At 63.0% G+C, this 20,876-nt stretch carries 24 protein-coding genes; 16 read left to right on the forward strand and 8 right to left on the reverse strand.

The annotated features are described in order from the left end of the window. Positions 1–188: 188 nt before the first annotated feature. The 4 genes from sucD to mdh all read right to left on the reverse strand — a co-directional run bounded on the left by sucD (position 189) and on the right by mdh (position 4,385). Complete coding sequence (gene sucD / locus AC0KW6_RS07755; protein WP_323776723.1) at positions 189–1,073, reverse strand: succinate--CoA ligase subunit alpha; 885 nt, start codon at positions 1,071–1,073, stop codon at positions 189–191. Positions 1,074–1,086: 13 nt separating this feature from the next. Continuing rightward, complete coding sequence (locus AC0KW6_RS07760; RefSeq protein ID WP_474034608.1) at positions 1,087–1,914, reverse strand: glycosyltransferase family 25 protein; 828 nt, start codon at positions 1,912–1,914, stop codon at positions 1,087–1,089. Between the two features lie 12 nt (positions 1,915–1,926). Then, positions 1,927–3,120, reverse strand: a complete 1,194-nt coding sequence (gene sucC, locus AC0KW6_RS07765) for an ADP-forming succinate--CoA ligase subunit beta (RefSeq protein WP_474034609.1) — start codon at positions 3,118–3,120, stop codon at positions 1,927–1,929. A gap of 302 nt (positions 3,121–3,422) precedes the next feature. Then, positions 3,423–4,385, reverse strand: coding sequence for a malate dehydrogenase (gene mdh / locus AC0KW6_RS07770; protein WP_024088970.1), 963 nt, complete (start codon positions 4,383–4,385; stop codon positions 3,423–3,425). Positions 4,386–4,542: 157 nt separating this feature from the next. Here mdh and AC0KW6_RS07775 point away from each other — a divergent pair, with 157 nt between their 5' ends. Continuing rightward, positions 4,543–5,298 carry a sulfite exporter TauE/SafE family protein gene (locus tag AC0KW6_RS07775; RefSeq protein WP_474034610.1) on the forward strand — a complete coding sequence of 252 codons (756 nt, stop codon included), beginning with the start codon at positions 4,543–4,545 and terminating at the stop codon, positions 5,296–5,298. Between the two features lie 77 nt (positions 5,299–5,375). On the opposite strand, the gene AC0KW6_RS07780 is transcribed toward AC0KW6_RS07775, so the two are convergent. Next, positions 5,376–5,690 carry a hypothetical protein gene (locus AC0KW6_RS07780; RefSeq protein ID WP_323776730.1) on the reverse strand — a complete coding sequence of 105 codons (315 nt, stop codon included), beginning with the start codon at positions 5,688–5,690 and terminating at the stop codon, positions 5,376–5,378. A gap of 350 nt (positions 5,691–6,040) precedes the next feature. Here AC0KW6_RS07780 and AC0KW6_RS07785 point away from each other — a divergent pair, with 350 nt between their 5' ends. The 15 genes from AC0KW6_RS07785 (at position 6,041) to AC0KW6_RS07855 (ending at position 17,363) form a co-directional block, all read left to right on the forward strand. Then, entirely contained in the window at positions 6,041–6,895 is an 855-nt protein-coding gene (locus AC0KW6_RS07785) for an HpcH/HpaI aldolase/citrate lyase family protein (protein ID WP_323776732.1), read from the forward strand. A gap of 34 nt (positions 6,896–6,929) precedes the next feature. Next, positions 6,930–7,478 (forward strand): NnrU family protein, encoded by a 549-nt coding sequence (locus tag AC0KW6_RS07790; protein ID WP_474034611.1) that lies wholly within the window; start codon positions 6,930–6,932, stop codon positions 7,476–7,478. Between the two features lie 6 nt (positions 7,479–7,484). Then, positions 7,485–7,688 (forward strand): DUF1737 domain-containing protein, encoded by a 204-nt coding sequence (locus AC0KW6_RS07795; RefSeq protein ID WP_323776736.1) that lies wholly within the window; start codon positions 7,485–7,487, stop codon positions 7,686–7,688. After that, on the forward strand, positions 7,688–8,734 hold the full coding sequence (locus AC0KW6_RS07800; protein ID WP_323776738.1) for a MaoC family dehydratase: 1,047 nt from the start codon (positions 7,688–7,690) through the stop codon (positions 8,732–8,734). Before AC0KW6_RS07795 ends, AC0KW6_RS07800 begins: the two co-directional genes overlap by 1 nt. A 138-nt stretch (positions 8,735–8,872) precedes the next feature. Next, complete coding sequence (locus AC0KW6_RS07805; RefSeq protein ID WP_323776740.1) at positions 8,873–9,574, forward strand: DUF1194 domain-containing protein; 702 nt, start codon at positions 8,873–8,875, stop codon at positions 9,572–9,574. Positions 9,575–9,768: 194 nt separating this feature from the next. Next, positions 9,769–10,152, forward strand: a complete 384-nt coding sequence (sdhC, locus tag AC0KW6_RS07810) for a succinate dehydrogenase, cytochrome b556 subunit (RefSeq protein ID WP_323776742.1) — start codon at positions 9,769–9,771, stop codon at positions 10,150–10,152. Positions 10,153–10,169: 17 nt separating this feature from the next. Then, on the forward strand, positions 10,170–10,541 hold the full coding sequence (gene sdhD, locus AC0KW6_RS07815; RefSeq protein WP_024088980.1) for a succinate dehydrogenase, hydrophobic membrane anchor protein: 372 nt from the start codon (positions 10,170–10,172) through the stop codon (positions 10,539–10,541). A 19-nt stretch (positions 10,542–10,560) separates the two neighbouring features. Next, on the forward strand, positions 10,561–12,366 hold the full coding sequence (gene sdhA / locus AC0KW6_RS07820) for a succinate dehydrogenase flavoprotein subunit (RefSeq protein WP_474034612.1): 1,806 nt from the start codon (positions 10,561–10,563) through the stop codon (positions 12,364–12,366). Between the two features lie 11 nt (positions 12,367–12,377). Beyond that, positions 12,378–13,157 (forward strand): succinate dehydrogenase iron-sulfur subunit, encoded by a 780-nt coding sequence (locus AC0KW6_RS07825; RefSeq protein ID WP_323776746.1) that lies wholly within the window; start codon positions 12,378–12,380, stop codon positions 13,155–13,157. A 117-nt stretch (positions 13,158–13,274) separates the two neighbouring features. After that, positions 13,275–13,544 carry a hypothetical protein gene (locus AC0KW6_RS07830; RefSeq protein ID WP_323776747.1) on the forward strand — a complete coding sequence of 90 codons (270 nt, stop codon included), beginning with the start codon at positions 13,275–13,277 and terminating at the stop codon, positions 13,542–13,544. A 45-nt stretch (positions 13,545–13,589) separates the two neighbouring features. After that, entirely contained in the window at positions 13,590–14,300 is a 711-nt protein-coding gene (locus AC0KW6_RS07835; RefSeq protein WP_323776749.1) for a ZIP family metal transporter, read from the forward strand. Positions 14,301–14,405: 105 nt separating this feature from the next. Beyond that, positions 14,406–14,582 (forward strand): hypothetical protein, encoded by a 177-nt coding sequence (locus AC0KW6_RS07840; RefSeq protein WP_323776751.1) that lies wholly within the window; start codon positions 14,406–14,408, stop codon positions 14,580–14,582. A gap of 47 nt (positions 14,583–14,629) precedes the next feature. Next, positions 14,630–14,827 (forward strand): hypothetical protein, encoded by a 198-nt coding sequence (locus AC0KW6_RS07845; protein WP_323776752.1) that lies wholly within the window; start codon positions 14,630–14,632, stop codon positions 14,825–14,827. Positions 14,828–15,250: 423 nt separating this feature from the next. Beyond that, the gene (locus tag AC0KW6_RS07850) at positions 15,251–16,420 is read left to right on the forward strand and encodes a type III PLP-dependent enzyme (RefSeq protein ID WP_474034613.1); all 1,170 of its coding nucleotides are present in this window, start codon (positions 15,251–15,253) and stop codon (positions 16,418–16,420) included. An 85-nt stretch (positions 16,421–16,505) separates the two neighbouring features. Then, positions 16,506–17,363: an urea carboxylase-associated family protein gene (locus tag AC0KW6_RS07855; RefSeq protein ID WP_323783727.1), complete on the forward strand. Its 858-nt coding sequence runs from the start codon at positions 16,506–16,508 to the stop codon at positions 17,361–17,363. A gap of 238 nt (positions 17,364–17,601) precedes the next feature. On the opposite strand, the gene deoD is transcribed toward AC0KW6_RS07855, so the two are convergent. The 3 genes from deoD to AC0KW6_RS07870 form a co-directional block, all read right to left on the reverse strand. Continuing rightward, positions 17,602–18,306, reverse strand: a complete 705-nt coding sequence (gene deoD, locus AC0KW6_RS07860) for a purine-nucleoside phosphorylase (protein ID WP_323783726.1) — start codon at positions 18,304–18,306, stop codon at positions 17,602–17,604. A 21-nt stretch (positions 18,307–18,327) separates the two neighbouring features. After that, positions 18,328–18,645 carry an H-NS histone family protein gene (locus tag AC0KW6_RS07865; RefSeq protein ID WP_323783724.1) on the reverse strand — a complete coding sequence of 106 codons (318 nt, stop codon included), beginning with the start codon at positions 18,643–18,645 and terminating at the stop codon, positions 18,328–18,330. 117 nt (positions 18,646–18,762) lie between these two features. Further along, positions 18,763–20,730: a protein meaA gene (locus AC0KW6_RS07870; protein WP_474034614.1), complete on the reverse strand. Its 1,968-nt coding sequence runs from the start codon at positions 20,728–20,730 to the stop codon at positions 18,763–18,765. Positions 20,731–20,876: the final 146 nt, after the last annotated feature.

Consider the following 20,876-nt stretch of genomic DNA (forward strand, 5'->3'; position numbering starts at 1 on the left):
TCCCGGCAGCGTGTTCTGCACGGGTTTCAAAACAACGAAGTTACCATGGAACCTCGCGGCCAAGCCGGTTCTGCAAACCGTCTTGGCGGCGGTGTCCCGAAATTTCCTGCCGGTGACGCGCAACAGGCTGCCCGGCGGAGACCGCCGGGCAGCGCCTGCCCTGATATGTGACGGGCAGGCGAGGCCATTTACTTGCCGATCGCTTTCAGAACCGCTTCGCCCAGGCCGGCCGGGCTTTCGGCGACCACGATGCCTGCGGATTTCATCGCTTCGATCTTGTCCTCGGCGCCGCCCTTGCCGCCGGCGACAATCGCGCCCGCGTGGCCCATGCGGCGGCCCGGAGGGGCGGTGCGGCCGGCAATGAAGCCTGCAACCGGCTTCTTGCGGCCCTTCTTGGCTTCATCCGCCAGGAACTGCGCGGCTTCTTCCTCGGCGGAGCCGCCGATTTCGCCGATCATGATGATGCTTTCGGTTTCGTCATCACCCAGGAACCATTCCAGCACGTCGATATGCTCGGTGCCCTTGATCGGGTCGCCGCCGATGCCGACGCAGGTCGACTGGCCGAGGCCTACATCGGTGGTCTGCTTTACCGCCTCATAGGTCAGGGTGCCGGAGCGCGACACAACACCGACGGAGCCGCGGCGGTGGATGTGGCCGGGCATGATGCCGATCTTGCAGGCGTCGGGGGTGATCACGCCGGGGCAGTTCGGGCCGATCAGGATCGAGCTGGAGTTCTCCAGCGCCCGCTTGACCCGCATCATGTCCAGCACCGGGATGCCTTCGGTGATGCAGACGATCACTTCCATTTCCGCGTCGATCGCCTCGAGGATCGAATCTGCGGCAAAGGGCGGCGGCACGTAGATGACAGAGGCATTGGCCTCGGTCACATGCTTGGCTTCATGCACGGAGTTGAACACCGGCAGGCCCAGATGTTCCATGCCGCCTTTGCCGGGGGTGACACCGCCGACCATTTTGGTGCCATAGGCGATGGCCTGTTCAGAGTGGAAAGTGCCCTGCGAGCCGGTGAAGCCCTGACAGATAACTTTGGTGTTTTCGTCGATGAGGACTGCCATGATGTCGGTTCCTTCAAGCGGTATGTGTCTGTTGGTTCTGCGGGGTGGCCAATGAACGGCCGTCGAAGCGGATTTTTTCGAGGGTGGCCCGCCCCAGGACCACACTGGGAAAGACTCTGAAGCCGCCGCGGAATTCATAGATCCCGCGCCGGAGTTTCTGGCGGATCAGCGGCCAGCCCCTGGGGCGGTGGCGCGCCGGCCCGATGGCGTGTTCGTCCGGCGCCTCGTTGCCCTGTTCGGCAAGGGCCGGCTGGACCTGATAAACCTTGATGGCGCGCGCCGGCAGCGAGGCATCAAAGTTGAACAGGAGGTTGTCCAGGGTGATGTCGAACGGGCGGCTGTCCAGAAGGTGCTGTGCCGCCCGGCGCGAGATCGCATATGCGGCGCCGCCTGCGTGGCGGGACAGCATCTGGCGCACCTCGCGGCCCATATGGCTGACGCCATCCTTGCCAAGCGCGACCTGCAGCCGCGTCGCCCGCCAGCGTTCAAACTTGACGATGCCGGCATCCTGCGGCCACCAGGACAGGTCGTTCAGCCAGGCGCCGGTGTCGGGCGACAGGAAAACGTCATCCTCCAGGATCAGCGCCACATCGGCATCCGATCCCAGAAACGCCTCCCAGGCCCTGGCATGGCTGAGCGTGCAGGCCATGTCCTTGGTCTGGAAATAGCCCCAGTTGCCTTCGGATTTGCATTGCTGCAGCATTTCCCCGCGGCTGACCCGGGTGCTGTCCACCGCATTGATGCGCACAGCCGAAAGCCCGGCCTGATTCAGCTCGCGCTGCATCAGCTCCGCCCGGCCCGTCGCCTGCTGCAGGCCTATGAGGTAGACAGCCGCCTTCACCGGTTCTGTCCCTTAGCCCTTTACCGCTTTCACGATCTTCTCGGCGCCGTCTTTCAGGTTGTCGGCGGCGATCACATCGAGACCGGAGGTGTTGATGATCTCCTTGCCTTTTTCGACATTGGTGCCCTCAAGGCGGACCACCAGCGGCACTTTCAGGCCGACTTCCTTCACCGCGGCAACCACGCCCTCGGCGATGACGTCGCAGCGCATGATGCCGCCGAAGATGTTCACCAGGATGCCTTTGACCTGCGGGTCGGAGGTGATGATCTTGAACGCCTCGGTCACTTTTTCCTTGGTGGCGCCACCGCCCACGTCGAGGAAGTTGGCCGGCTCGGCCCCGTACAGTTTGATGATGTCCATGGTGGCCATCGCCAGGCCTGCGCCGTTCACCATGCAGCCGATCTCACCGTCCAGCGCGATGTAGTTCAGGTCGTATTTGGAGGCTTCCAGCTCTTTCGGGTCTTCCTCGGTGGTGTCGCGCAGCTCGGCGACATCGGCGTGGCGGTAGACCGCGTTGCCGTCAAAGCCGACCTTGGCGTCCAGCACCTTGAGGCTGCCGTCGTCCGCCACGATCAGCGGGTTGATCTCCAGCATCTCCATGTCCTTCTCGACGAAGGCTTGATACAGCTGGCCCATCAGTTTGACGCATTGTTTCACCTGGGCGCCTTTCAGGCCGAGCGAGAAGGCGATGCGGCGGCCGTGGTAGGCCTGGTAACCGGTGGCCGGATCAACGCTGAACGACAGGATCTTCTCCGGAGTGGCCGCAGCGACTTCCTCGATGTCCATGCCGCCCTCGGTCGAGCAGACAAAGGAAATGCGCGAGGTCTGGCGGTCGACCAGCAGCGCCAGGTACAGCTCGGTTTCGATGCCGGAGCCGGCCTCGATATAGATGCGGTTCACCTGCTTGCCGGCCGGGCCGGTCTGATGGGTGACCAGGGTGCGGCCCAGCATCTTCTTGGCTTCCTCGGCGGCTTCCTCGACCGATTTGGTCAGGCGCACGCCGCCCTTTTCACCGGCATCCGCTTCCTTGAAGGAGCCCTTGCCGCGGCCGCCTGCGTGGATCTGTGCCTTGACCACCCACAGCGGGCCGTCGAGTTCACCGGCGGCGGTTTTGGCATCTTCGGCTTTCAGCACCACGCGTCCGTCGGACACCGGAGCACCGTAGCTGCGAAGAAGGGCTTTTGCCTGATATTCGTGGATGTTCATCTGAAACTGTCCCGTCTGGCTGCAATTGTCTGTTGTTAATAGGCCGTCTTAAGGCCAAGTGTTAAAGGCTTATTTGACAGGGCGCGGGGAAATGGCGAAGATTTTCAGGTTTTGTGATCACGGATTTTGGGGGTGTGATCACAAACTTTCGGAAGCTTAACGGTGGTGATTCGAGCCTGGCGGCATTGGGCCGCCAGCGCCGTATCACAAACCAAAAGCGTCAAGCGCCGGAGCCGGGACGCCGCGGCAAAAGAAAAGGGTCCGCCGAAGCGGACCCCCTGATGAGCGCAAGGCTGGATGGCTCAGGCCAGCGTGCCGTCGATGCCTTTGCAAGCCTCGACCAGGCCTTTCACGGCATTGACCGAGTTGTCGAACATGACCTGCTCTTCCTCGTTCAGCTGGATGTTCACGACCTTCTCGATGCCGCCGGCGCCGATTACGGTGGGCACGCCCACATACATGCCCTTCACGCCCAGCTCGCCGTCGCAATAGGCCGCGCAGGGCAGCACGCGCTTCTGGTCTTTCAGGTAGGCTTCGGCCATTTCGATGGCGCTGGTGGCCGGCGCATAGAAGGCAGAACCGGTTTTCAGCAGGCCGACGATTTCCGCGCCGCCGTCACGGGTGCGCTGCAGGATCGCGTCCAGGCGTTCCTGAGTGGTCCAGCCCATCTTGACCAGATCGGGCAGCGGGATGCCGGCCACTGTGGAATAGCGCACCGAGGGCACCATGGTGTCGCCATGGCCGCCCAGCACAAATGCGGTGACGTCCTTCATCGAGACGTTGAATTCCTCGGCCAGGAAGTGGCGGAAGCGGGCGGAGTCCAGCACCCCGGCCATGCCGCAGACCTTGTTCGCGGGCAGGCCCGAGAATTGCTGCAGCGCCCAGACCATCGCGTCCAGCGGGTTGGTGATGCAGATCACGAAGGCGTCCGGCGCGTGGTCGCGGATGCCTTCGCCGACGGATTTCATCACCTTGAGGTTGATGCCCAGCAGGTCATCGCGGCTCATGCCCGGCTTGCGCGGGACACCTGCGGTGACGATGCAGACATCGGCGCCTGCGATGTCCTCGTAAGACTGGGTGCCTTTGAGGCTGGCGTCGAAGCCTTCGGAGGGACCGGATTGTGCGATGTCCAGCGCCTTGCCTTCGGGGGTGCCTTCGGCGATGTCAAAGAGCACGACGTCGCCGAGTTCCTTGAGGGCTGCGAGATGTGCGAGGGTGCCGCCGATCTGACCTGCGCCGATGAGGGCGATTTTGGGTCGTGCCATTGGGAATGTCTCCGGTCCGGTTGAAATTTCCTGATGCCTACGGCGTAACGCTCCGCCGTGCAAGGGTTCCGCGCTGCGGCAAAGGGTTCGGTATACTTGTGCATGCCGCGCTGCTATCGCTAAAGGGCGTGTAATTCAGGGCTTTCGAGGGCGGGCAATGGCGGCATTTGATGCGATGTTTTTCGTTTTTGCCATTCCGGCGGTCGTTTTTGCGGGCGTCTCCAAGGGCGGTTTCGGATCCGGCGCCGCCTTTGCCTCGGCGGCGATTCTGGCGCTGGTGATTGACCCGGGCGCAGCATTGGCGCTGATGCTGCCGCTGTTGATGCTGATCGATCTGGCTTCGCTGAAACCCTATTGGGGGCGCTGGAACTTGCGGGCTTCGCTGCTGCTGATTGGCGGCGGCTTGCCCGGCGTGGCGCTGGGGGCCTGGCTGTATGCGGCGGTGAATGACGATGTGATGCGGGTGCTGATCGGCGCTGTGTCGGTCGGCTTTGTGCTGTGGCGGATGCGCGGCCGTTTCGGAGTAAGCGTGTCGGCCGGAGCCCCGCTGTCTTCCGGGGCGGGGGCGCTGGCCGGGCTGGCGGTGGGGTTCACCAGTTTTGTCAGCCATGCGGGCGGGCCGCCGGCCGCGGTTTACCTCCTCAGCCTGAAGTTGCGGAAAACCGAATATCAGGCCAGTACCGTGCTGATATTCTGGGCCATCAACCTCGCCAAGGCGGTGCCTTATGCCGGGCTGGGGCTGTTCACACGTGAAACACTGATGCTGGATCTGATGCTGGCGCCCTTTGCCCTGCTTGGCGCCTGGCTGGGGGTGAAGCTGCATCACAGGATGCCGGAGCGTGTGTTTTTTGCGCTGACCTATCTGCTTCTGACCGCCACCGGCAGCAAGCTGATTTGGGACGGGTTGACCTGATACCTGCATCGGAGGCGGCCCGCCGGGGCGTCCCCGGCCGCTGTCTCCACAGCCTGGAAACCTGCCTCGATCGCTGCTCAGGCGTCGCTGCCGGTGTCCGGCAGTGCTTCTGCGAGCACTTCATAAGACTGGCCCGACGCCACCAGGCAGGTCATGCCGTTCGGCGTGGTGACTGTAATGGTCCAGCTGCCGGTCTCGCCGGAGGCAAAGGTTTCCATCACCATGCCTTTCTGGCCCACGCCGATGCTTTGACGGCTTTCACCGTATTTTTCCGCCAGCCGTTTGATCACCACGTCGCGCGGGGCGCAGTTGCGGCTTTGCGCGGTGGCAGGTGCAGCAGCCAGAGCCAGGGCGGCGAGGGCTGCCGGGAGTGCGAAGAATGAGTTTTTCATCTCGTTTTACCCTTTCCGGAACGGCCGGACTGAACCGGGAGCCAGATGGCAGCCCCCGGTATCCCCCTTCGGGCCGGTGTGTAACGCAGTTCGAAATGCAGGCCCCATGCCTGCGGGCATCAGGTGCGGCCTGGGGCGGCGGCAGGGATCCTGTGCCTTGGTGCCCACTAGTTTGCCAACCAGATGCTGAAAAGGGGTTAACCCTGCGGGCGCCTGAAAATCACAAATTATATCAGCACCTTGCTGCATATGCGGGGAAAGTTACGCTGCGGTGCGGCGGAATTGTACTTGAAAGTATACAGTCGAAACTGTACCGATTTACGCAACAAAATAACTTTAGGAGTGGCCATATGGACCCGCGCACGCGTCCTTACCGTTCGGTTCTGTACATCCCCGGCTCCAAGCCACGGGCGCTGGAAAAGGCCAAGACTCTGCCGGTGGACGCGGTGATCTTCGATCTTGAAGATGCGGTATCGGTGGATGAAAAACCCAATGCCCGCGCAACCTTGACGCAGGCACTGGCGGCCGGCGGTTTCGGCGCGCGGATGAAGATCGTGCGGATCAACGGTCTGGACACCGAATGGGGGCGCGACGACGCCATCGCCGCCGCCCGTATGGCGTGCGACGCGATTCTGCTGCCCAAGGTGAATGCGCCTGCGGATCTGGACGCGCTGGCGGAAATCACCGGCGATATCCCGCTGTGGGCGATGATGGAAACCCCGCGGGGCATGCTGAATGCCGCTGCCATCGCTGCGCACCCCAAGCTGCAGGGCATGGTGATGGGCACCAATGACCTGGCCAAGGAGCTGCAGACCCGTTTCCGCCCCGACCGGCTGCCGATGATGGCCGGTCTGGGTCTGTGCCTGCTGGCCGCCAAGGCCGAAGGGCTGGTGATCGTCGATGGTGTCTATAACGCCTTCAAAGACGTCGAGGGCCTGGCCGCGGAATGCGCGCAGGGCCGCGACATGGGATTTGACGGCAAGACCCTGATCCACCCGGCGCAGGTGGAGGTGGCCAATGGGGCCTTTGCCCCGACCGAACGCGAAATCGAGACCGCCCGCCGCCAGATCGCCGCATTTGAAGAGGCCCAGGCCGCAGGACAGGGTGTTGCCGTGGTCGGTGGCAGGATAGTCGAGAACCTGCATGCGGCGACGGCGCGCGAAATCCTCGCAAAAGCGGATGCAATCGCCGCGCTTTCCGCATAGGTGTTAATCAGCTTAACATTTGAGAGGGGCTGAAATGGCGCTTTTGATCCTGGGACTTCTGCTGTGGTGGGGCGGCCACCTGTTCAAACGGCTGGCGCCGGAGGCGCGCGCCGCGATGGGCAATGGCGGCCGCGGCGCGGTGGCGCTGGTGCTGGCGGCCGGCGTGGTGCTGATGGTGCTGGGCTACCGCAGCACCGGGTTCACCCATGTCTGGGCGCCGCCGTCCTTCATGGTGCATATCAACAACCTGATGGTGCTGATCGCGATCTACATGATGAGCCCGGCGCCGAAGAAAGGCGCGCTGCTGAATGGGATGCGCCATCCGATGCTGGCGGGCTTCAAGCTGTGGGCCGCGGCGCATCTTCTGGTTAACGGCGACCTCGCCTCGATCATCCTGTTCGGCGGGCTGCTGGCCTGGGCGGTTGCGCAAGTCATCGTGATCAACCGCACGGAACCGGCATGGCAGCCGCGGCCCAAAGGCTCCATCGCCAAGGATGCGATGTTCTTTGCCGCCTCGATTGTTCTGATGGGGGTGATCGGCTACGTCCACGGGATGATCGGGCCGTCGCCCTTTCCAGGATAGGATACCATGAAACTCTACCGATTTTTGTCCGAGGACGACACCTCTGCCTTTTGCCACAAGGTTACCGACGCGCTGAACAAGGGCTGGGAGCTGCACGGCAGCCCGACCCAGACCTTTGATCCTGTGAAGGGGGTCATGCGCTGCGGCCAGGCCGTGGTGAAGGAGGCGGACGGAACCTACACGCCTGAGACCAAACTGGGAGAACACTGATGGCCAAGACCAATCCGGCCAAGACAAATCCGGGAAGATTTTTCGAGGATTACACTGTCGGCGAGGTGATCCGCCACGCGGTGCCGCGCACGGTGTCGGGCGGCGAACGGGCGCTCTATCATGCGCTCTATCCGGCACGCCATGCGCTGTATTCTTCGGATGAATTTGCCCGGGCCGCTGGTCTGCCTGCGGCGCCGCTGGATGATCTGGCGGCGTTCCATGTGGTGTTCGGCAAGACGGTGCCGGACATCTCGCTGAATGCGCTGGCGAATCTCGGTTATGCCGAAGGCCGCTGGCTGCTGCCGGTCTATCCCGGCGACACCCTGCGCTCCGAATCCGAGGTGATCGGGCTTAAGCAGAACTCCAACGGCAAATCCGGCGTGGTCTATGTGCGCACCCGCGGGCTGAACCAGCGCGATGAATGCGTGATGGAATATGTGCGCTGGGTGATGGTGCGCAAGCGCGATCTTGACGCGCCCGCGCCCGAGACGGTGATCCCTGAGCTGAACAAGGTGATCCCGGCGGAGCAGCTGGCGGTCCCGGCAGGGCTGGATTTCAGCACTTACGATTTCACCCTGGCCGGCGAGCCGCACCGCTGGGGCGATTACGCGGTGGGCGAGACCATCGACCATGTGGATGGCGTCACCATCGAGGAAGCCGAGCACATGCTGGCGACCCGCCTGTGGCAGAACACCGCCAAGGTGCATTTCGACAACACCGCGCGCCCCGATGGCACCAGGCTGATCTATGGCGGCCATGTGATCTCGATGGCGCGGACGCTGTCGTTCAACGGGCTGGCCAATGCGCAGATGATTGTGGGCCTGAATGGCGGAGCCCATGCCAACCCCTGCCTGTCCGGCCTGACCGTGCGGGCCTGGTCCGAAGTGCTGGACAAGGCCGACACGTCTGCGCCCGGCGTCGGTGCAATCCGGCTGCGGCTGGTGGCGACCAAGGGCGGCGCGCCGTTTGAACTGAAGGGCGAGGATGGCAAGTATCTGCCGGATGTTCTGCTGGATCTCGATTACTGGGCCTTGATGCCCAAGTAACGGGGCAGGGGGTGCTGCCCCCTCGCAGGCGCTGCCTGCTCACCCCCGGAGTATTTCTGACCAGAAAGACGCAGCGCGAATATCGCGGCGGGCAGAAATGTGATGACCCGCCGCGGATTTGCTGCCTAAGCTGGCGGCATGCGGGTTTTGCAGTTTCTGGTTCTCTTTACGCTTTCCCTCTGGCCGCTGCGGACAGCGGCCTGCGATTTGGCATTGGTGCTGGCGGTGGATGTGTCCGGCTCGGTGGATGCCGATGAGTACCGGGTGCAGATGGACGGGCTGGCGGAGGGGCTGCGCGACGGGGTTGTGTCCGAGGCGCTGGTCAAGGCGCGCGCGCAAGTGCTTTTGGTGCAATGGTCCGGTGAGTCCCGGCAGGAGGTGACGCTGCCTTGGGCGCCTGTCCGCAGTTTCGCCGATGTGGAAGCGCTTGCCCGGCAAATCGAACAGGCGCCGCGGCCCTGGCGCAACTATTCCACCGCAGTGGGGGAGGCGCTGTTGCTGGCGCTGGATCAGTTCTCCGCGGTTCCGGACTGCAGGCGCAGGGTGATCGACATCTCCGGCGACGGGTTTTCCAACGAAGGTGTCGAGCCGCGCGCCGCGCATGGGGCGCTGTCAGCCCTCGGGGTGACCGTGAATGCCATCGCCATCGAACAGAGCGAACCGGACCTGACGGCCTATTTCTATGAAAATGTGATCCGCGGCGACGGGGCATTTGTGGTCACCGCTGCCAGCTTTGACGACTACCCCGCACGGATCCGCAAAAAGCTGGTGCGGGAGGTCGCAAGGCAGACAGCTGCGCTGCCGCTTGAGGCAGACAGGAGGGGGCAGGCTTTGCAGTGATTTGCAGAGTGCCTTGTGATTCTGCAAAAAATTTTCAATCCGCGGATTTGTGATCACTAATTATTTGCTGTGATCACAAGTTGTGGCCTGTTAGCGCCAACAGGGCAATTTCACGTGTTTTTTAACACATCCTTCGGGTGACACGACGTAAAAATCGGCTAAAACGTCGTCAGCCAACCTGAAAAGGAGCCAATATGGCCGATGTCAATCGGGGCAACCGCCCGCTTTCGCCGCATTTGCAGGTCTACCGGCCGCAGCTGACCTCTGTGACGTCGATCCTGACGCGGATCACCGGCAACGCGCTGGTCGTCTCGGCGCTGCTGATTGCCTGGTGGTTCCTGGCCGCTGCCACCTCGCCTGAATATTTTGCCACCGCCAACGGCGTGCTGACCAGCTGGTTCGGCGACCTGGTGATGACCCTGTCGGCGCTGGGGCTGTGGTATCACACGCTGGCGGGCATCCGGCACCTGATCTGGGACAATGGGTATATGCTGGAACTGGATCAGGCCGAGAAGCTGGGCTGGTTTGTGATCACGGGTTCGGCGGTTCTGACCGTTCTGACCATTATTATCGTCTAAGCTGGGGACATAACGCGATGCGATATCTGACTGACCGCAAGCGCGCCGTTGGCATGGGCGCTGCAAAATCCGGAACCAGCCATCACTGGTCGATGCAGGTGAGCTCGATTGCTCTCCTGATCCTGGTGCCGCTGTTTGTCTTCACCTTCGGCCCGGCGCTGGGCGGATCCTATGAAGAGATTACCGCCTATTATGCGCGTCCGTTCCCGGCACTTGTGGCGGCGCTGACGATCTGGGTCGGCATGATGCACTTCAAATCCGGCGCCCAGATCATGATCGAGGATTACGTGCACGGCGTCAAAGGCCGCCTGACGATCATCCTGGTCAACTGCCTGTCCTATGCTGTCGCCGCGACCAGCGCCTATGCGCTGATCCGCCTGGCCCTGTAACTCCCCGAGGTTTCCATCAATGGCTGCTTACGAATACGAAACACATGAATATGACGTGGTCGTGGTTGGCGCCGGCGGGGCCGGCCTCCGCGCGACGCTGGGCATGGCCGAGCAGGGCTTGCGCACTGCCTGCGTGACCAAAGTGTTCCCGACCCGCTCCCACACCGTGGCGGCGCAGGGCGGCATTGCCGCCTCGCTGGGCAACATGGGGCCGGACAGCTGGCAGTGGCATATGTATGACACCGTCAAGGGCTCGGACTGGCTGGGCGACACCGACGCGATGGAGTACCTGGCCCGCGAAGCCCCCAAAGCGGTCTATGAGCTGGAGCATTACGGTGTGCCGTTCAGCCGGACCGAAGAGGGTAAGATCTACCAGCGCCCGTTCGGCGGCCACACCACCGAGTTCGGCGAAGGCCCGCCGGTGCAGCGCACCTGCGCCGCCGCTGACCGCACCGGCCACGCGATCCTGCACACGCTGTATGGCCAGAGCCTCAAGAACAACGCGGAATTCTATATCGAGTATTTCGCCATCGACCTGATCATGTCCGAGGACGGGCAGTGCCAGGGTGTGGTCTGCTGGAAGCTGGATGACGGCACCATGCATGTCTTCAACGCCAAGATGGTGGTGCTGGCAACCGGCGGTTATGGGCGTGCCTATTTCTCGGCCACCTCGGCGCATACCTGCACCGGCGACGGCGGCGGCATGGTGGCGCGCGCAGGCCTGGCGCTGCAGGACATGGAGTTCGTGCAATTCCACCCGACCGGCATCTACGGCTCCGGCTGCCTGATTACCGAGGGCGCGCGCGGCGAAGGTGGTTACCTGACCAACTCCGAAGGCGAACGCTTCATGGAGCGTTATGCCCCCCAGTACAAAGACCTGGCGCCGCGCGACTATGTCAGCCGCTCGATGACCATGGAAATCCGCGAAGGCCGCGGTGTGGGGGCTGAGGGCGACCATATTCACCTGAACCTCAATCACCTGCCGCCCGAGGCGCTGGCGGAACGGCTGCCGGGCATTTCCGAGTCGGCCAAGATCTTTGCAGGTGTGGATGTCACCAAAGAGCCGATCCCGGTTCTGCCCACCGTGCACTACAACATGGGCGGCATCCCGACCAACTATTGGGGCGAGGTGCTGAATCCGACCGAAGACAACCCGACCGGTGTTGTGCCGGGCCTGATGGCGGTGGGCGAGGCGGGCTGCGCCTCGGTGCATGGGGCCAACCGCCTGGGCTCCAACTCTTTGATCGACCTGGTGGTCTTCGGCCGGGCCTCGGCCATCCGCGCAGGCAAGGTTGTGGATCCAGAGGCGGCGAACCCTGTGCTGAACACGGCGTCCGTGGACAAGGCGTTCGACCGCTTTGACAGCCTGCGCAACGCCAAGGGCGGCATCCCGACCGCGGATCTGCGGCTGGAGATGCAGCGCACCATGCAGGCGGATGCGGCGGTGTTCCGCACCGACAAGACCCTGAAAGAGGGTCTCGGGAAGATGACTGCCATTGCGGCCAAGCTGGACGATCTGGCGGTGACCGACCGGTCGCTGGTGTGGAACTCCGACCTGATGGAGACACTGGAGCTGACCAATCTGATGCCCAACGCGCTGGCCACCATCGTAGGCGCAGAGGCCCGCAAGGAAAGCCGCGGCGCCCATGCGCATGAGGATTACGCAACCCGCGACGACGAGAACTGGCGCGTCCACACCGTCTCCCGCGTGGAGGGCAGCAAGGTGGAGCTCAGCTACCGCCCGGTGATTACCGACCCGCTGTCGACCGAAGACGAAGGCGGCATCAGCCTCAAGAAAATCGCGCCCAAGGCGCGGACGTTCTAAGGAGACAGATCATGGTACAATTCAGCCTCCCCAAGAACTCGCGGATGACCACCGGCAAAACCTGGCCCAAGCCGGAGGGTGCCGCCAATGTGCGCAAGTTCAAGATCTACCGCTGGAACCCGGACGACGGCGAGAACCCGCGGGTTGATACCTATTTCCTGGATATGGACAGTTGCGGCCCGATGGTGCTGGACGCGCTGATCAAGATCAAGAACGAGATTGATCCGACGCTGACCTTCCGCCGTTCCTGCCGCGAAGGGATCTGCGGGTCCTGCGCAATGAACATCGACGGCATCAACACGCTGGCCTGTATCTATGGCATGGACGAGATCAAGGGCGATGTGGCGATCTATCCGCTGCCGCATATGCCGGTGATCAAGGACCTGATCCCGGATCTGACGCATTTCTATGCTCAGCATGCGTCGATCATGCCCTGGCTGGAAACCAAGACCAACCGCCCCGCGAAAGAGTGGAAGCAGTCGATCGAGGACCGCAAGAAGCTGGACGGGCTTTATGAATGCGTGATGTGCGCCAGCTGCTCGACCTCCTGTCCCAGCTACTGGTGGAACGGCGACCGCTACCTCGGCCCCGCGGCGCTGCTGCACGCCTACCGCTGGATCATTGACAGCCGCGACGAGGCCACACCGGAGCGCCTGGACCAGCTGGAAGATCCGTTCAAGCTGTACCGCTGCCACACCATCATGAACTGCGCCAAGACCTGCCCCAAGGGTTTGAACCCGGCCAAGGCGATTTCACATATCAAGCAAATGATGGTCGAGCGCAGCGTTTGAGCGCAGCAGGGCTGATCCGCGAGGATCCGCCGTCCTGCGGCGATGAAAATTGCACCGCCCCCGGTTTCCTGCGAAACCGGGGGCATTGTTTTTCCCCAAGCAGGCGGCGGGCCAATTATGAAAACCATCTTTGCGGCCATGGCGGCCCTAAGCCTTCTTTCAGGCTGCCTGTCGGCGGCGGACAATGACCGCTTGGGGGCACAGCTTGCTGCCACCGATGCCCGCATCCCCGGATGTATCGAAGCGGCAGGCATCACCGGCCAGTACCGGGTGCGGACTGAATTCCTCGGCCATGGCGCCGGGGCGACAGTCTTGCGGACCGTGCAGGCCGGACCAACCGTAACAGACGGGCAGGCCGCGCAGGCAACCTCCTGCATCAACACCTGACGTAAACCGGTTGAGCTGCGGTGCCAGCCGCTATAGGCTGCCGGAATGCAACCTCATGTTTTTGCCATTCTTTTAGCCGGGTTTGCCGGTCTCGCTATGCCGCTGGGCGGATTCCTTGCCTGGTGCGAGCATATCCGCAACCCGATGCTCCGGGACGAGCTGCTGCACAGCATCGGCGCCTTTGGCGGCGGGGCGCTGGCCTCTGCGGTGGCGCTGGTGCTGGTGCCGGAAGCGGCGGAGGTCCTGCCGCCGGTGCTTGCCGTGGTGTTGTTTGCAGGGGGCGGGGGGGTGTTCTTTGCGGCAGATGCCATGTTGCAAAAGCACGGCGGCAGCGGGGCGCTGCTGCTGGCGATGCTGCTGGATTTCCTGCCCGAGGCGATGGCGCTGGGGGCGATGCTGGTGGCGGATGCTGCCACTGCCAGGCTGCTGGCACTGATGATCTTTCTGCAAAACCTGCCCGAGGGTTTTGCTGCCTTCCGCGAGATCTGGCGCGGCCGCAGCCCGGCCTGGCATGTGCTGCTGGCTTTTCTGGGGCTGTCCGCACTGGGGCCGGTCTGCGCGCTGGCAGGGCTCGTCTGGCTGGCCGACGCCCGCGCAGCACTGGGGGCGATCATGATTTTTGCCGCCGGCGGGATTCTCTATCTGCTGTTTCAGGATATTGCGCCCAAGGCCCATTCCAGCCGCAGCAGCGTGCCGGCGCTGGGTGCGGTTGCGGGTTTTGCGCTGGGGCTGGCCGGCGACCTTCTGACCGGCTGAGACTGGCCGCCAGGGTTTGCAATGCAGTTCCTGCATGACGCCCTTGCACGATTATCTGCTGCAGCGGATTTGGCCAGCGCTTATCTGTCTGCGCAAGGGAGGCTCGTGCCAGACTATGGAGGCAACCCGATGGACACCGTGACCCCGAAAAAGAAACAGGCCGCACAAGATGCGCTGGATGCGCTGGAGCAAGCCTTTGCCTATTCCGCTCCGGAACCGCTGCCGGCGGGCAAGCAGGCTGATCCCGGCGATTGGCTGATCGAATACTATCAGGCGGCCTGAGGCTCCTGGCAGTTGAGGCTGCGGCAGCGGCAGCGTAGACAAGGGCCATGCCCCTGTTGCTGCTGCTTCTCCTTGCCGCTGTGTCCGGCTATTTCCTGTGGCGCCGCAATGCCACCGGCCTGACCCGCAATTGCCGCTGGCGCCAGCAGCGTGCCCAGGGGCAATGGCACTGCAGCTATTGCGGCGCGGTTGCGCCGGGCGGTGAGGCGCCGCGCATCTGCCGCAATCCGCAACGCAAGCCCTGACGGAACGCTCCCGCGCCCGCAGGCGCACCGGCTTTGCCGGAACGCCTTCCGTGCGGCCTTGGGGGGGGGGGGGGGGGGGGGTTGGGGGGGGGGGGGGGGGGGGAGAGGGGGGGGGGGGGGGGGGAGACCTTTTTTTTTTTCGGTTTTGTCCCCGTCCTCCCTCTTTGTCCCGCTCCCGGGCCCAACTGCGGCGGGGTTTTGCAAAGCCCCTGACGCAGGCGGGAGTGCACCGGCCTGCCGGTAAGCTGCAGACATGGCGAAAAAAACACTTGAACGACTCAGGCACATGCCCGATACGGGCGCCCAAGACGCCAACGCACGCGCCTCTGGCGAAAGGGGTTACGCCCCTACGGTTACGTAGCGACGGTAACGTCTCTGACAGTACTGAGCGGTCATATATGGCCGGGTCTTTTGGAGATGACCATGAACGCAAACGTGGCCGGGCTGACTGCCCGTAATTGCGAAACTGTATCCCGCACTCTGAGCTTTATCGCCGCAAACCGGTTTGAGCGGCCGACGCTGGTGGTGGACGCCGAAGCTGTTGCGGCCAAATACCGGGCGCTGGCCCGCGGGCTGGGCCGGGCCCGCATTCACTATGCGGTCAAGGCCAATCCGGCAGCGGCTATTCTTGAGCGGCTGGTGCAGGAGGGATCCAATTTCGACGCCGCCAGCCGGGCGGAGATCGAGCTGTGCCTGGCGGCAGGGGCCGCGGCCAGCCGGATCACCTTTGGCAATACCATCAAACGTCCCGCCGACATCGCCTTTGCCCACAGCATCGGCATCACCCATTTCGCCGCCGATGCGCGTGAGGAGCTGGACAAGCTGGCCGCGCATGCGCCGGGAGCCAGGATCTGTCTGCGGCTGATCGTCGAGGCCAGCGAAGCCGATTGGCCGCTCAGCCGTAAATTCGGCTGCACCCCGGAAAAGGCGCTGAAGCTGATGGATTATGCCGCCGCCCGCGGTTTGCTGGTCGACGGTCTGTCTTTCCATGTCGGCTCGCAGACCCGCGAGCCGCAGATGTGGCAGGGCACGCTGCAGCAGGTGGCGGGGGTCTGGCGCCAGGCGCATGAGGCCGGCCATAAGCTGAACCTGCTGAACATTGGCGGCGGTTTCCCGGCCTCTTATGGCTCGGACATGATGCCGGCCGAAGATTACGCCCGCGCGGTGATGGCGCAGGTCGGCGCGTATTTTGGCGATGTGGCGGAGATCATGGCCGAACCGGGCCGCGGCCTGGTGGCCGAGGCAGGCGCCATTGCCGCCGAGGTGCTGCTGGTCTCGCGCAAGCATGACGATGATCTGCACCGCTGGGCCTATCTCGACATCGGCATGTTCTCGGGCCTGGCCGAAACCATGGGCGAGGCGATCCGCTACCGGATCACCACGGACCGCGACCATGAGACCACCGGCCCCTGCATTCTGGCGGGCCCCTCCTGCGACAGCGCGGATGTGCTGTACGAGCGCAAGCCCTACCAGCTGCCGCTGGGGCTGAAGGGCGGCGACCGCGTGGTGATCCATTCCTGCGGCGCTTATACTTCGACCTATGCGTCGGTCGGCTTCAACGGCTTCCCGCCGCTGGACGTGGTTGTGATCTGACAGAGCCGTCCAGCCGCCGCTGCGGGCTTGCAAGCCCGCGGCGATGCGGTCTTGATGGGGCATACAAGACAGGAAGGTTTGCCCCATGACCGACATTTTCGAAGCCCCCGCCGATGCGGAGGCCCGCCGCGCCGTCCGGCCAGTGGTGTGCTATCCCAACGGGACCCTGCCTGCGCCCGATCTGGCGCTGTATCAGCAGGCCCGGCTGGGCGCGGTGAAATCCGGCGAGGTGCTGGCGCAGCCCCGTGAAGCCGCCTGTTTCGAGGTGCCGGCCGGGCATTTCTTCCGGATCAGCTCGGTCGAGGGGCCGCAGGTCGGCGACCTCAACCTGTGGAACAGGAATGACCTCAGCGAGCGGTTCTATTCCGGCAAGACCCGTGCCTTGCATGGCACCCACATCACCAGGGGCGAGCGGATGTGGAGCAGTTTCCCGCATCTGCGCCCCATGGCCACGATAACCGCGGATACCTTGGGCTGGTACGGGATCGACGATTTTGGCGGCTCGGTGCATGACGTGATCGGCACCCGCTGCGATCCCTACACCGGCAACCTGCTGGCCGGCAGCCAGTACCACCACTGCTGCCATTCAAACCTGACGCGCGCACTGGCGGAGCATCTTGGCATTTCCCGGGCGGAGGCGGAGCCGCATGTGCATGATGTGCTCAACGTCTTCATGTGCACCGGCTTTACCCGTGACACCGGCCAGTATTTCATGAAGGCCAGCCCGGTGCGGCCCGGTGATTATCTGGAGTTCTTCGCCGAGATTGATCTTCTGGGTGCCCTCAGTGCCTGTCCCGGCGGCGATTGCTCGGCTGGGCATTCCAGCGATACCGCGGCCTGCCATCCGCTAATGATCGAGATTTTTGCGCCCGCGGCAGGCGCGCTGAAGGGCTGGCAAAGCCCGCAGCGCAATGGCTATGATGGCAGCCATGGCCAGCCGTGACCATAAGAGAAAGGCATTAATTACAGCGTGACGGCCAATTTTGGCGCGATCTATGAAAGGGGAGGGATCCGAAGGAATGAAGCGGCGCTAAACTGGCCCAGCCTTGAGAATGCATGGAATCACTGCGGCCAGAAAATGAAAAAAGTGCCTTGTGACCGCATTGATCAAACCTCAGCCTGGCGAGGAAAAAGGGCAGGGGAAAACCGCTGCCCGTACTTTTTATACAATTGCCACTGCGTCAGGCAAATGCGGCTTCCAACGCAATTTCCACCATGTCGCCGAAGCTGCGCTCGCGCTGATCGGACGGCAAGGCTTCGCCGCTGCCCAAATGGTCAGATACCGTCAGCACCGCCAGGGCCCGGCAGCCGTGCCGGGCAGCAAGCGTGTACAGCTCTGCTGCTTCCATCTCCACGCCGAGAATGCCATGGCGCACCATCTGTTCATTCAGATCCGGCCGCTCGTCATAGAACACATCCGAGGAGTAGATACCGCCGATATGTGTTGCGGTATTGCGTTTTGCTGCTGCTTGCGCCGCTGCCTGCAGCAGGCCCCAGTCGGCGCAGGGGGCAAAGTTCAGCTCCCGGAAGATGCCGCTGGAGGGGCTGTTCAGAGTGCTGGCAGTCATCGCCAGGATCACGTCGCGGAGCTTGACGCTGTCCTGCATGCCGCCGCAGGAACCAATGCGGATCAGCGTTTTGGCGCCAAAATCGCGGATCAGCTCATTGGCGTAGATCGACAGCGAAGGCATCCCCATGCCGCTGCCTTGAATTGTCACCGGATGCCCGTTCCAGCTGCCGGTATAGCCCAGCATCCCGCGCACCTCGTTGACCAGTTTGGGGGCTGTCAAAAATGTCTCTGCGGCCCATTTCGCCCGGTAGGGGTCGCCAGGCATCAAAACGGTTTCCGCAATGTCGTCTTTTGCGGCACCAATATGAATGGTCATCGCGTTGCTCCGCCGTCAGGATCAGATTTCCAGGTCGGAAATATCCATGCCCGCGGTCAGCGCGGCATGCACCCAATGCGGTTTGCGGCCGCGGCCGGTCCAGGTTTCCTCGTGGTTGTGGGGATTGCGGTATTTCGGGGCCGCTTTGTTCTTCTTTACGCCCTGGCGCGACGCATTGGCGATTTCTTCCAGGGAAAAGCCGTATTTTGCAGCCGCTTCTTCAGCCGCCTTCAAAGCTTCCTGGCGTTCGCGCAGTTCCGCTGCGCGCAGCGCTTCTTCCACATCGCCTTGCAGCTGAAGAAGTTCTTTTCTGGTCATTGCCGAAAGATCAAGGGTCATTCTGCACTCCACATTAAATGACATACCGGAGATCCCGGTATGTCATTCTTTATGGCGCGAATGCCAGACTCGTTTCAGCATCTTTTTTCTAATTCGCGGAAAAATGCCGAAGAAAGGTCAATTCACTGCAATTTCCGGTGGCCTTGCCAAGTTCACAATGTCGCTCATAATTGAATTGAGCTCGAAGTCTTTGGGGGTGTAAACGCGCGCCACGCCCATGGATTTCAGCCTTTCCGCGTCGTCATCAGGGATGATCCCGCCGACGATCACCGGAATATGGCCAAGGCCGGCCTCCTGCATGCGGCCCATCATCTCCTCGACCAGGGGCAGGTGGCTGCCGGACAGGATTGACAGGCCAACCACATGGGCGTCGTCCTTTTGCGCCACCTCCACCAGCTCTGCCGGGGTCATGCGGATGCCGTCATAGGTGATGTCCATGCCGCAGTCGCGGGCGCGGAAGGCGATCTGCTCGGCACCGTTGGAATGGCCGTCGAGGCCCGGCTTGCCGACCACGAATTTGATCCGGCGGCCCAGCACGTCGCTGACCGCATTGACCGCATCGCGCAGATCGTCCAGCCCCTCGGTCTTGTTCGAGACCGAGGCCGACACACCGGTCGGGCCGCGGTAGGTGCCGTAAACCTTGCGCATTTCTTCAGCCCATTCACCGGTAGTGACGCCGGCCTTGGCGGCGGCAATCGAGGGCTCCATGATATTGGCGCCGCTTTGCGCTGCCGCGCGCAGGGCGGCGAGTGCCGTTTCCACCGCCGCATTGTCCCGCTCGCTGCGCCAGGCGTTCAGGCGGCTGATCTGCTCCTGCTCCACCGCCGGATCAACAACCATGATGCCGCCATCCTCGGTCTGCAGCGGCGAGGGTTCGCCCTCGGTCCATCTGTTGACGCCGACCACCACGGTTTCGTTCTTCTCGATCCGGTTCAGGCGCTCGGCGTTGGAATCGACCAGGCGGCCCTTCATGTATTCGATCGAGGCCACGGCGCCGCCCATCGATTCCAGGTTGGCCAGCTCGGCCCGGGCACCGTCCTTCAGCTCTTCCACTTTGGCGTCCACCGCCGGGTTGCCGTCAAACAGGTCGCCGTACTCCAGCAGATCGGTCTCATAGGCCAGGATCTGCTGCATCCGCATCGACCACTGCTGGTCCCAGGGGCGGGGCAGGCCAAGCGCCTCGTTCCAGGCGGGCAGCTGCACCGCGCGGGCGCGCGCCTTTTTCGACAGGGTCACCGCCAGCATTTCGATCAGGATGCGGTAGACGTTGTTTTCCGGCTGCTGCTCGGTCAGCCCCAGCGAGTTCACCTGCACGCCATAGCGGAAGCGGCGGAACTTGGGGTCGCCCACGCCGTAGCGCTTCTCGCAGATCTCGTCCCACAGGTCGACAAAGGCACGCATCTTGCACATCTCGGTGACAAAGCGGATGCCTGCATTCACAAAGAATGAGATCCGCCCGACCATCGCCGGGAAGTCTTCTGGCGCGATGCGCGGCTTCAGCTCGTCCAGCACCGCCTGCGCGGTGGCCAGCGCAAAGGCCAGCTCCTGTTCCGGCGTGGCACCAGCCTCCTGCAGGTGGTAGGAACACACGTTCATCGGGTTCCACTTGGGCACGTTGGTATAGCAGTACTCGGCCACATCGGCGATCATCTTGAGGCTGGGTTTGGGCGGGCAGACATAGGTGCCGCGGCTGAGGTATTCCTTGATCAGATCGTTCTGCACCGTGCCCTGCAGCTTCGAGACATCGGCGCCCTGTTCCTCGGCCACCGCGATATAGAGCGACAGCAGCCAGGGCGCCGTTGCATTGATGGTCATCGAGGTATTCATCTGTTCCAGCGGGATCTCGTCGAACAGCGTCCGCATGTCGCCAAGATGGCCGATCGGCACACCAACCTTGCCCACTTCGCCGCGGGCCAGCACGTGGTCGCTGTCGTACCCGGTCTGGGTCGGCAGGTCGAAGGCGACCGACAGACCGGTTTGCCCTTTGGCCAGATTGGCGCGGTACAGCGCGTTGGACGCCGATGCCGTGGAATGGCCGGCATAGGTGCGGATCAGCCAGGGGCGGTCTTTTTGCATCTGCGGCATGTCGGGCCTCGCGAGTCAGTGTGCTGGTAATTTTATTTCGTCATGCAGATGTAAACTGCAATTTTCAACCCATGTCAATTCGCTGCGTTGCGGCAATTCCGCTGCCGGGGTGCGGCCCCCTGCCGGCAAGGCGCTTGTAAACGGCG

Source organism: Leisingera sp. SA215 (genome assembly GCF_055902035.1).

Excerpts from the sequence above, each read along its gene's own strand:
- sucD (WP_323776723.1), bottom strand. The coding sequence starts at position 1,073 with ATGGCAGTCCTCATCGACGAAAACACCAAAGTTATCTGTCAGGGCTTC.
- sucC (WP_474034609.1), bottom strand. The coding sequence starts at position 3,120 with ATGAACATCCACGAATATCAGGCAAAAGCCCTTCTTCGCAGCTACGGT.
- mdh (WP_024088970.1), bottom strand. The coding sequence starts at position 4,385 with ATGGCACGACCCAAAATCGCCCTCATCGGCGCAGGTCAGATCGGCGGC.
- AC0KW6_RS07775 (WP_474034610.1), top strand. The coding sequence starts at position 4,543 with ATGGCGGCATTTGATGCGATGTTTTTCGTTTTTGCCATTCCGGCGGTC.
- AC0KW6_RS07780 (WP_323776730.1), bottom strand. The coding sequence starts at position 5,690 with ATGAAAAACTCATTCTTCGCACTCCCGGCAGCCCTCGCCGCCCTGGCT.
- AC0KW6_RS07785 (WP_323776732.1), top strand. The coding sequence starts at position 6,041 with ATGGACCCGCGCACGCGTCCTTACCGTTCGGTTCTGTACATCCCCGGC.
- AC0KW6_RS07790 (WP_474034611.1), top strand. The coding sequence starts at position 6,930 with ATGGCGCTTTTGATCCTGGGACTTCTGCTGTGGTGGGGCGGCCACCTG.
- AC0KW6_RS07795 (WP_323776736.1), top strand. The coding sequence starts at position 7,485 with ATGAAACTCTACCGATTTTTGTCCGAGGACGACACCTCTGCCTTTTGC.
- AC0KW6_RS07800 (WP_323776738.1), top strand. The coding sequence starts at position 7,688 with ATGGCCAAGACCAATCCGGCCAAGACAAATCCGGGAAGATTTTTCGAG.
- AC0KW6_RS07805 (WP_323776740.1), top strand. The coding sequence starts at position 8,873 with ATGCGGGTTTTGCAGTTTCTGGTTCTCTTTACGCTTTCCCTCTGGCCG.
- sdhC (WP_323776742.1), top strand. The coding sequence starts at position 9,769 with ATGGCCGATGTCAATCGGGGCAACCGCCCGCTTTCGCCGCATTTGCAG.
- sdhD (WP_024088980.1), top strand. The coding sequence starts at position 10,170 with ATGCGATATCTGACTGACCGCAAGCGCGCCGTTGGCATGGGCGCTGCA.
- sdhA (WP_474034612.1), top strand. The coding sequence starts at position 10,561 with ATGGCTGCTTACGAATACGAAACACATGAATATGACGTGGTCGTGGTT.
- AC0KW6_RS07825 (WP_323776746.1), top strand. The coding sequence starts at position 12,378 with ATGGTACAATTCAGCCTCCCCAAGAACTCGCGGATGACCACCGGCAAA.
- AC0KW6_RS07830 (WP_323776747.1), top strand. The coding sequence starts at position 13,275 with ATGAAAACCATCTTTGCGGCCATGGCGGCCCTAAGCCTTCTTTCAGGC.
- AC0KW6_RS07835 (WP_323776749.1), top strand. The coding sequence starts at position 13,590 with ATGCAACCTCATGTTTTTGCCATTCTTTTAGCCGGGTTTGCCGGTCTC.
- AC0KW6_RS07845 (WP_323776752.1), top strand. The coding sequence starts at position 14,630 with ATGCCCCTGTTGCTGCTGCTTCTCCTTGCCGCTGTGTCCGGCTATTTC.
- AC0KW6_RS07850 (WP_474034613.1), top strand. The coding sequence starts at position 15,251 with ATGAACGCAAACGTGGCCGGGCTGACTGCCCGTAATTGCGAAACTGTA.
- AC0KW6_RS07855 (WP_323783727.1), top strand. The coding sequence starts at position 16,506 with ATGACCGACATTTTCGAAGCCCCCGCCGATGCGGAGGCCCGCCGCGCC.
- deoD (WP_323783726.1), bottom strand. The coding sequence starts at position 18,306 with ATGACCATTCATATTGGTGCCGCAAAAGACGACATTGCGGAAACCGTT.
- AC0KW6_RS07865 (WP_323783724.1), bottom strand. The coding sequence starts at position 18,645 with ATGACCCTTGATCTTTCGGCAATGACCAGAAAAGAACTTCTTCAGCTG.
- AC0KW6_RS07870 (WP_474034614.1), bottom strand. The coding sequence starts at position 20,730 with ATGCCGCAGATGCAAAAAGACCGCCCCTGGCTGATCCGCACCTATGCC.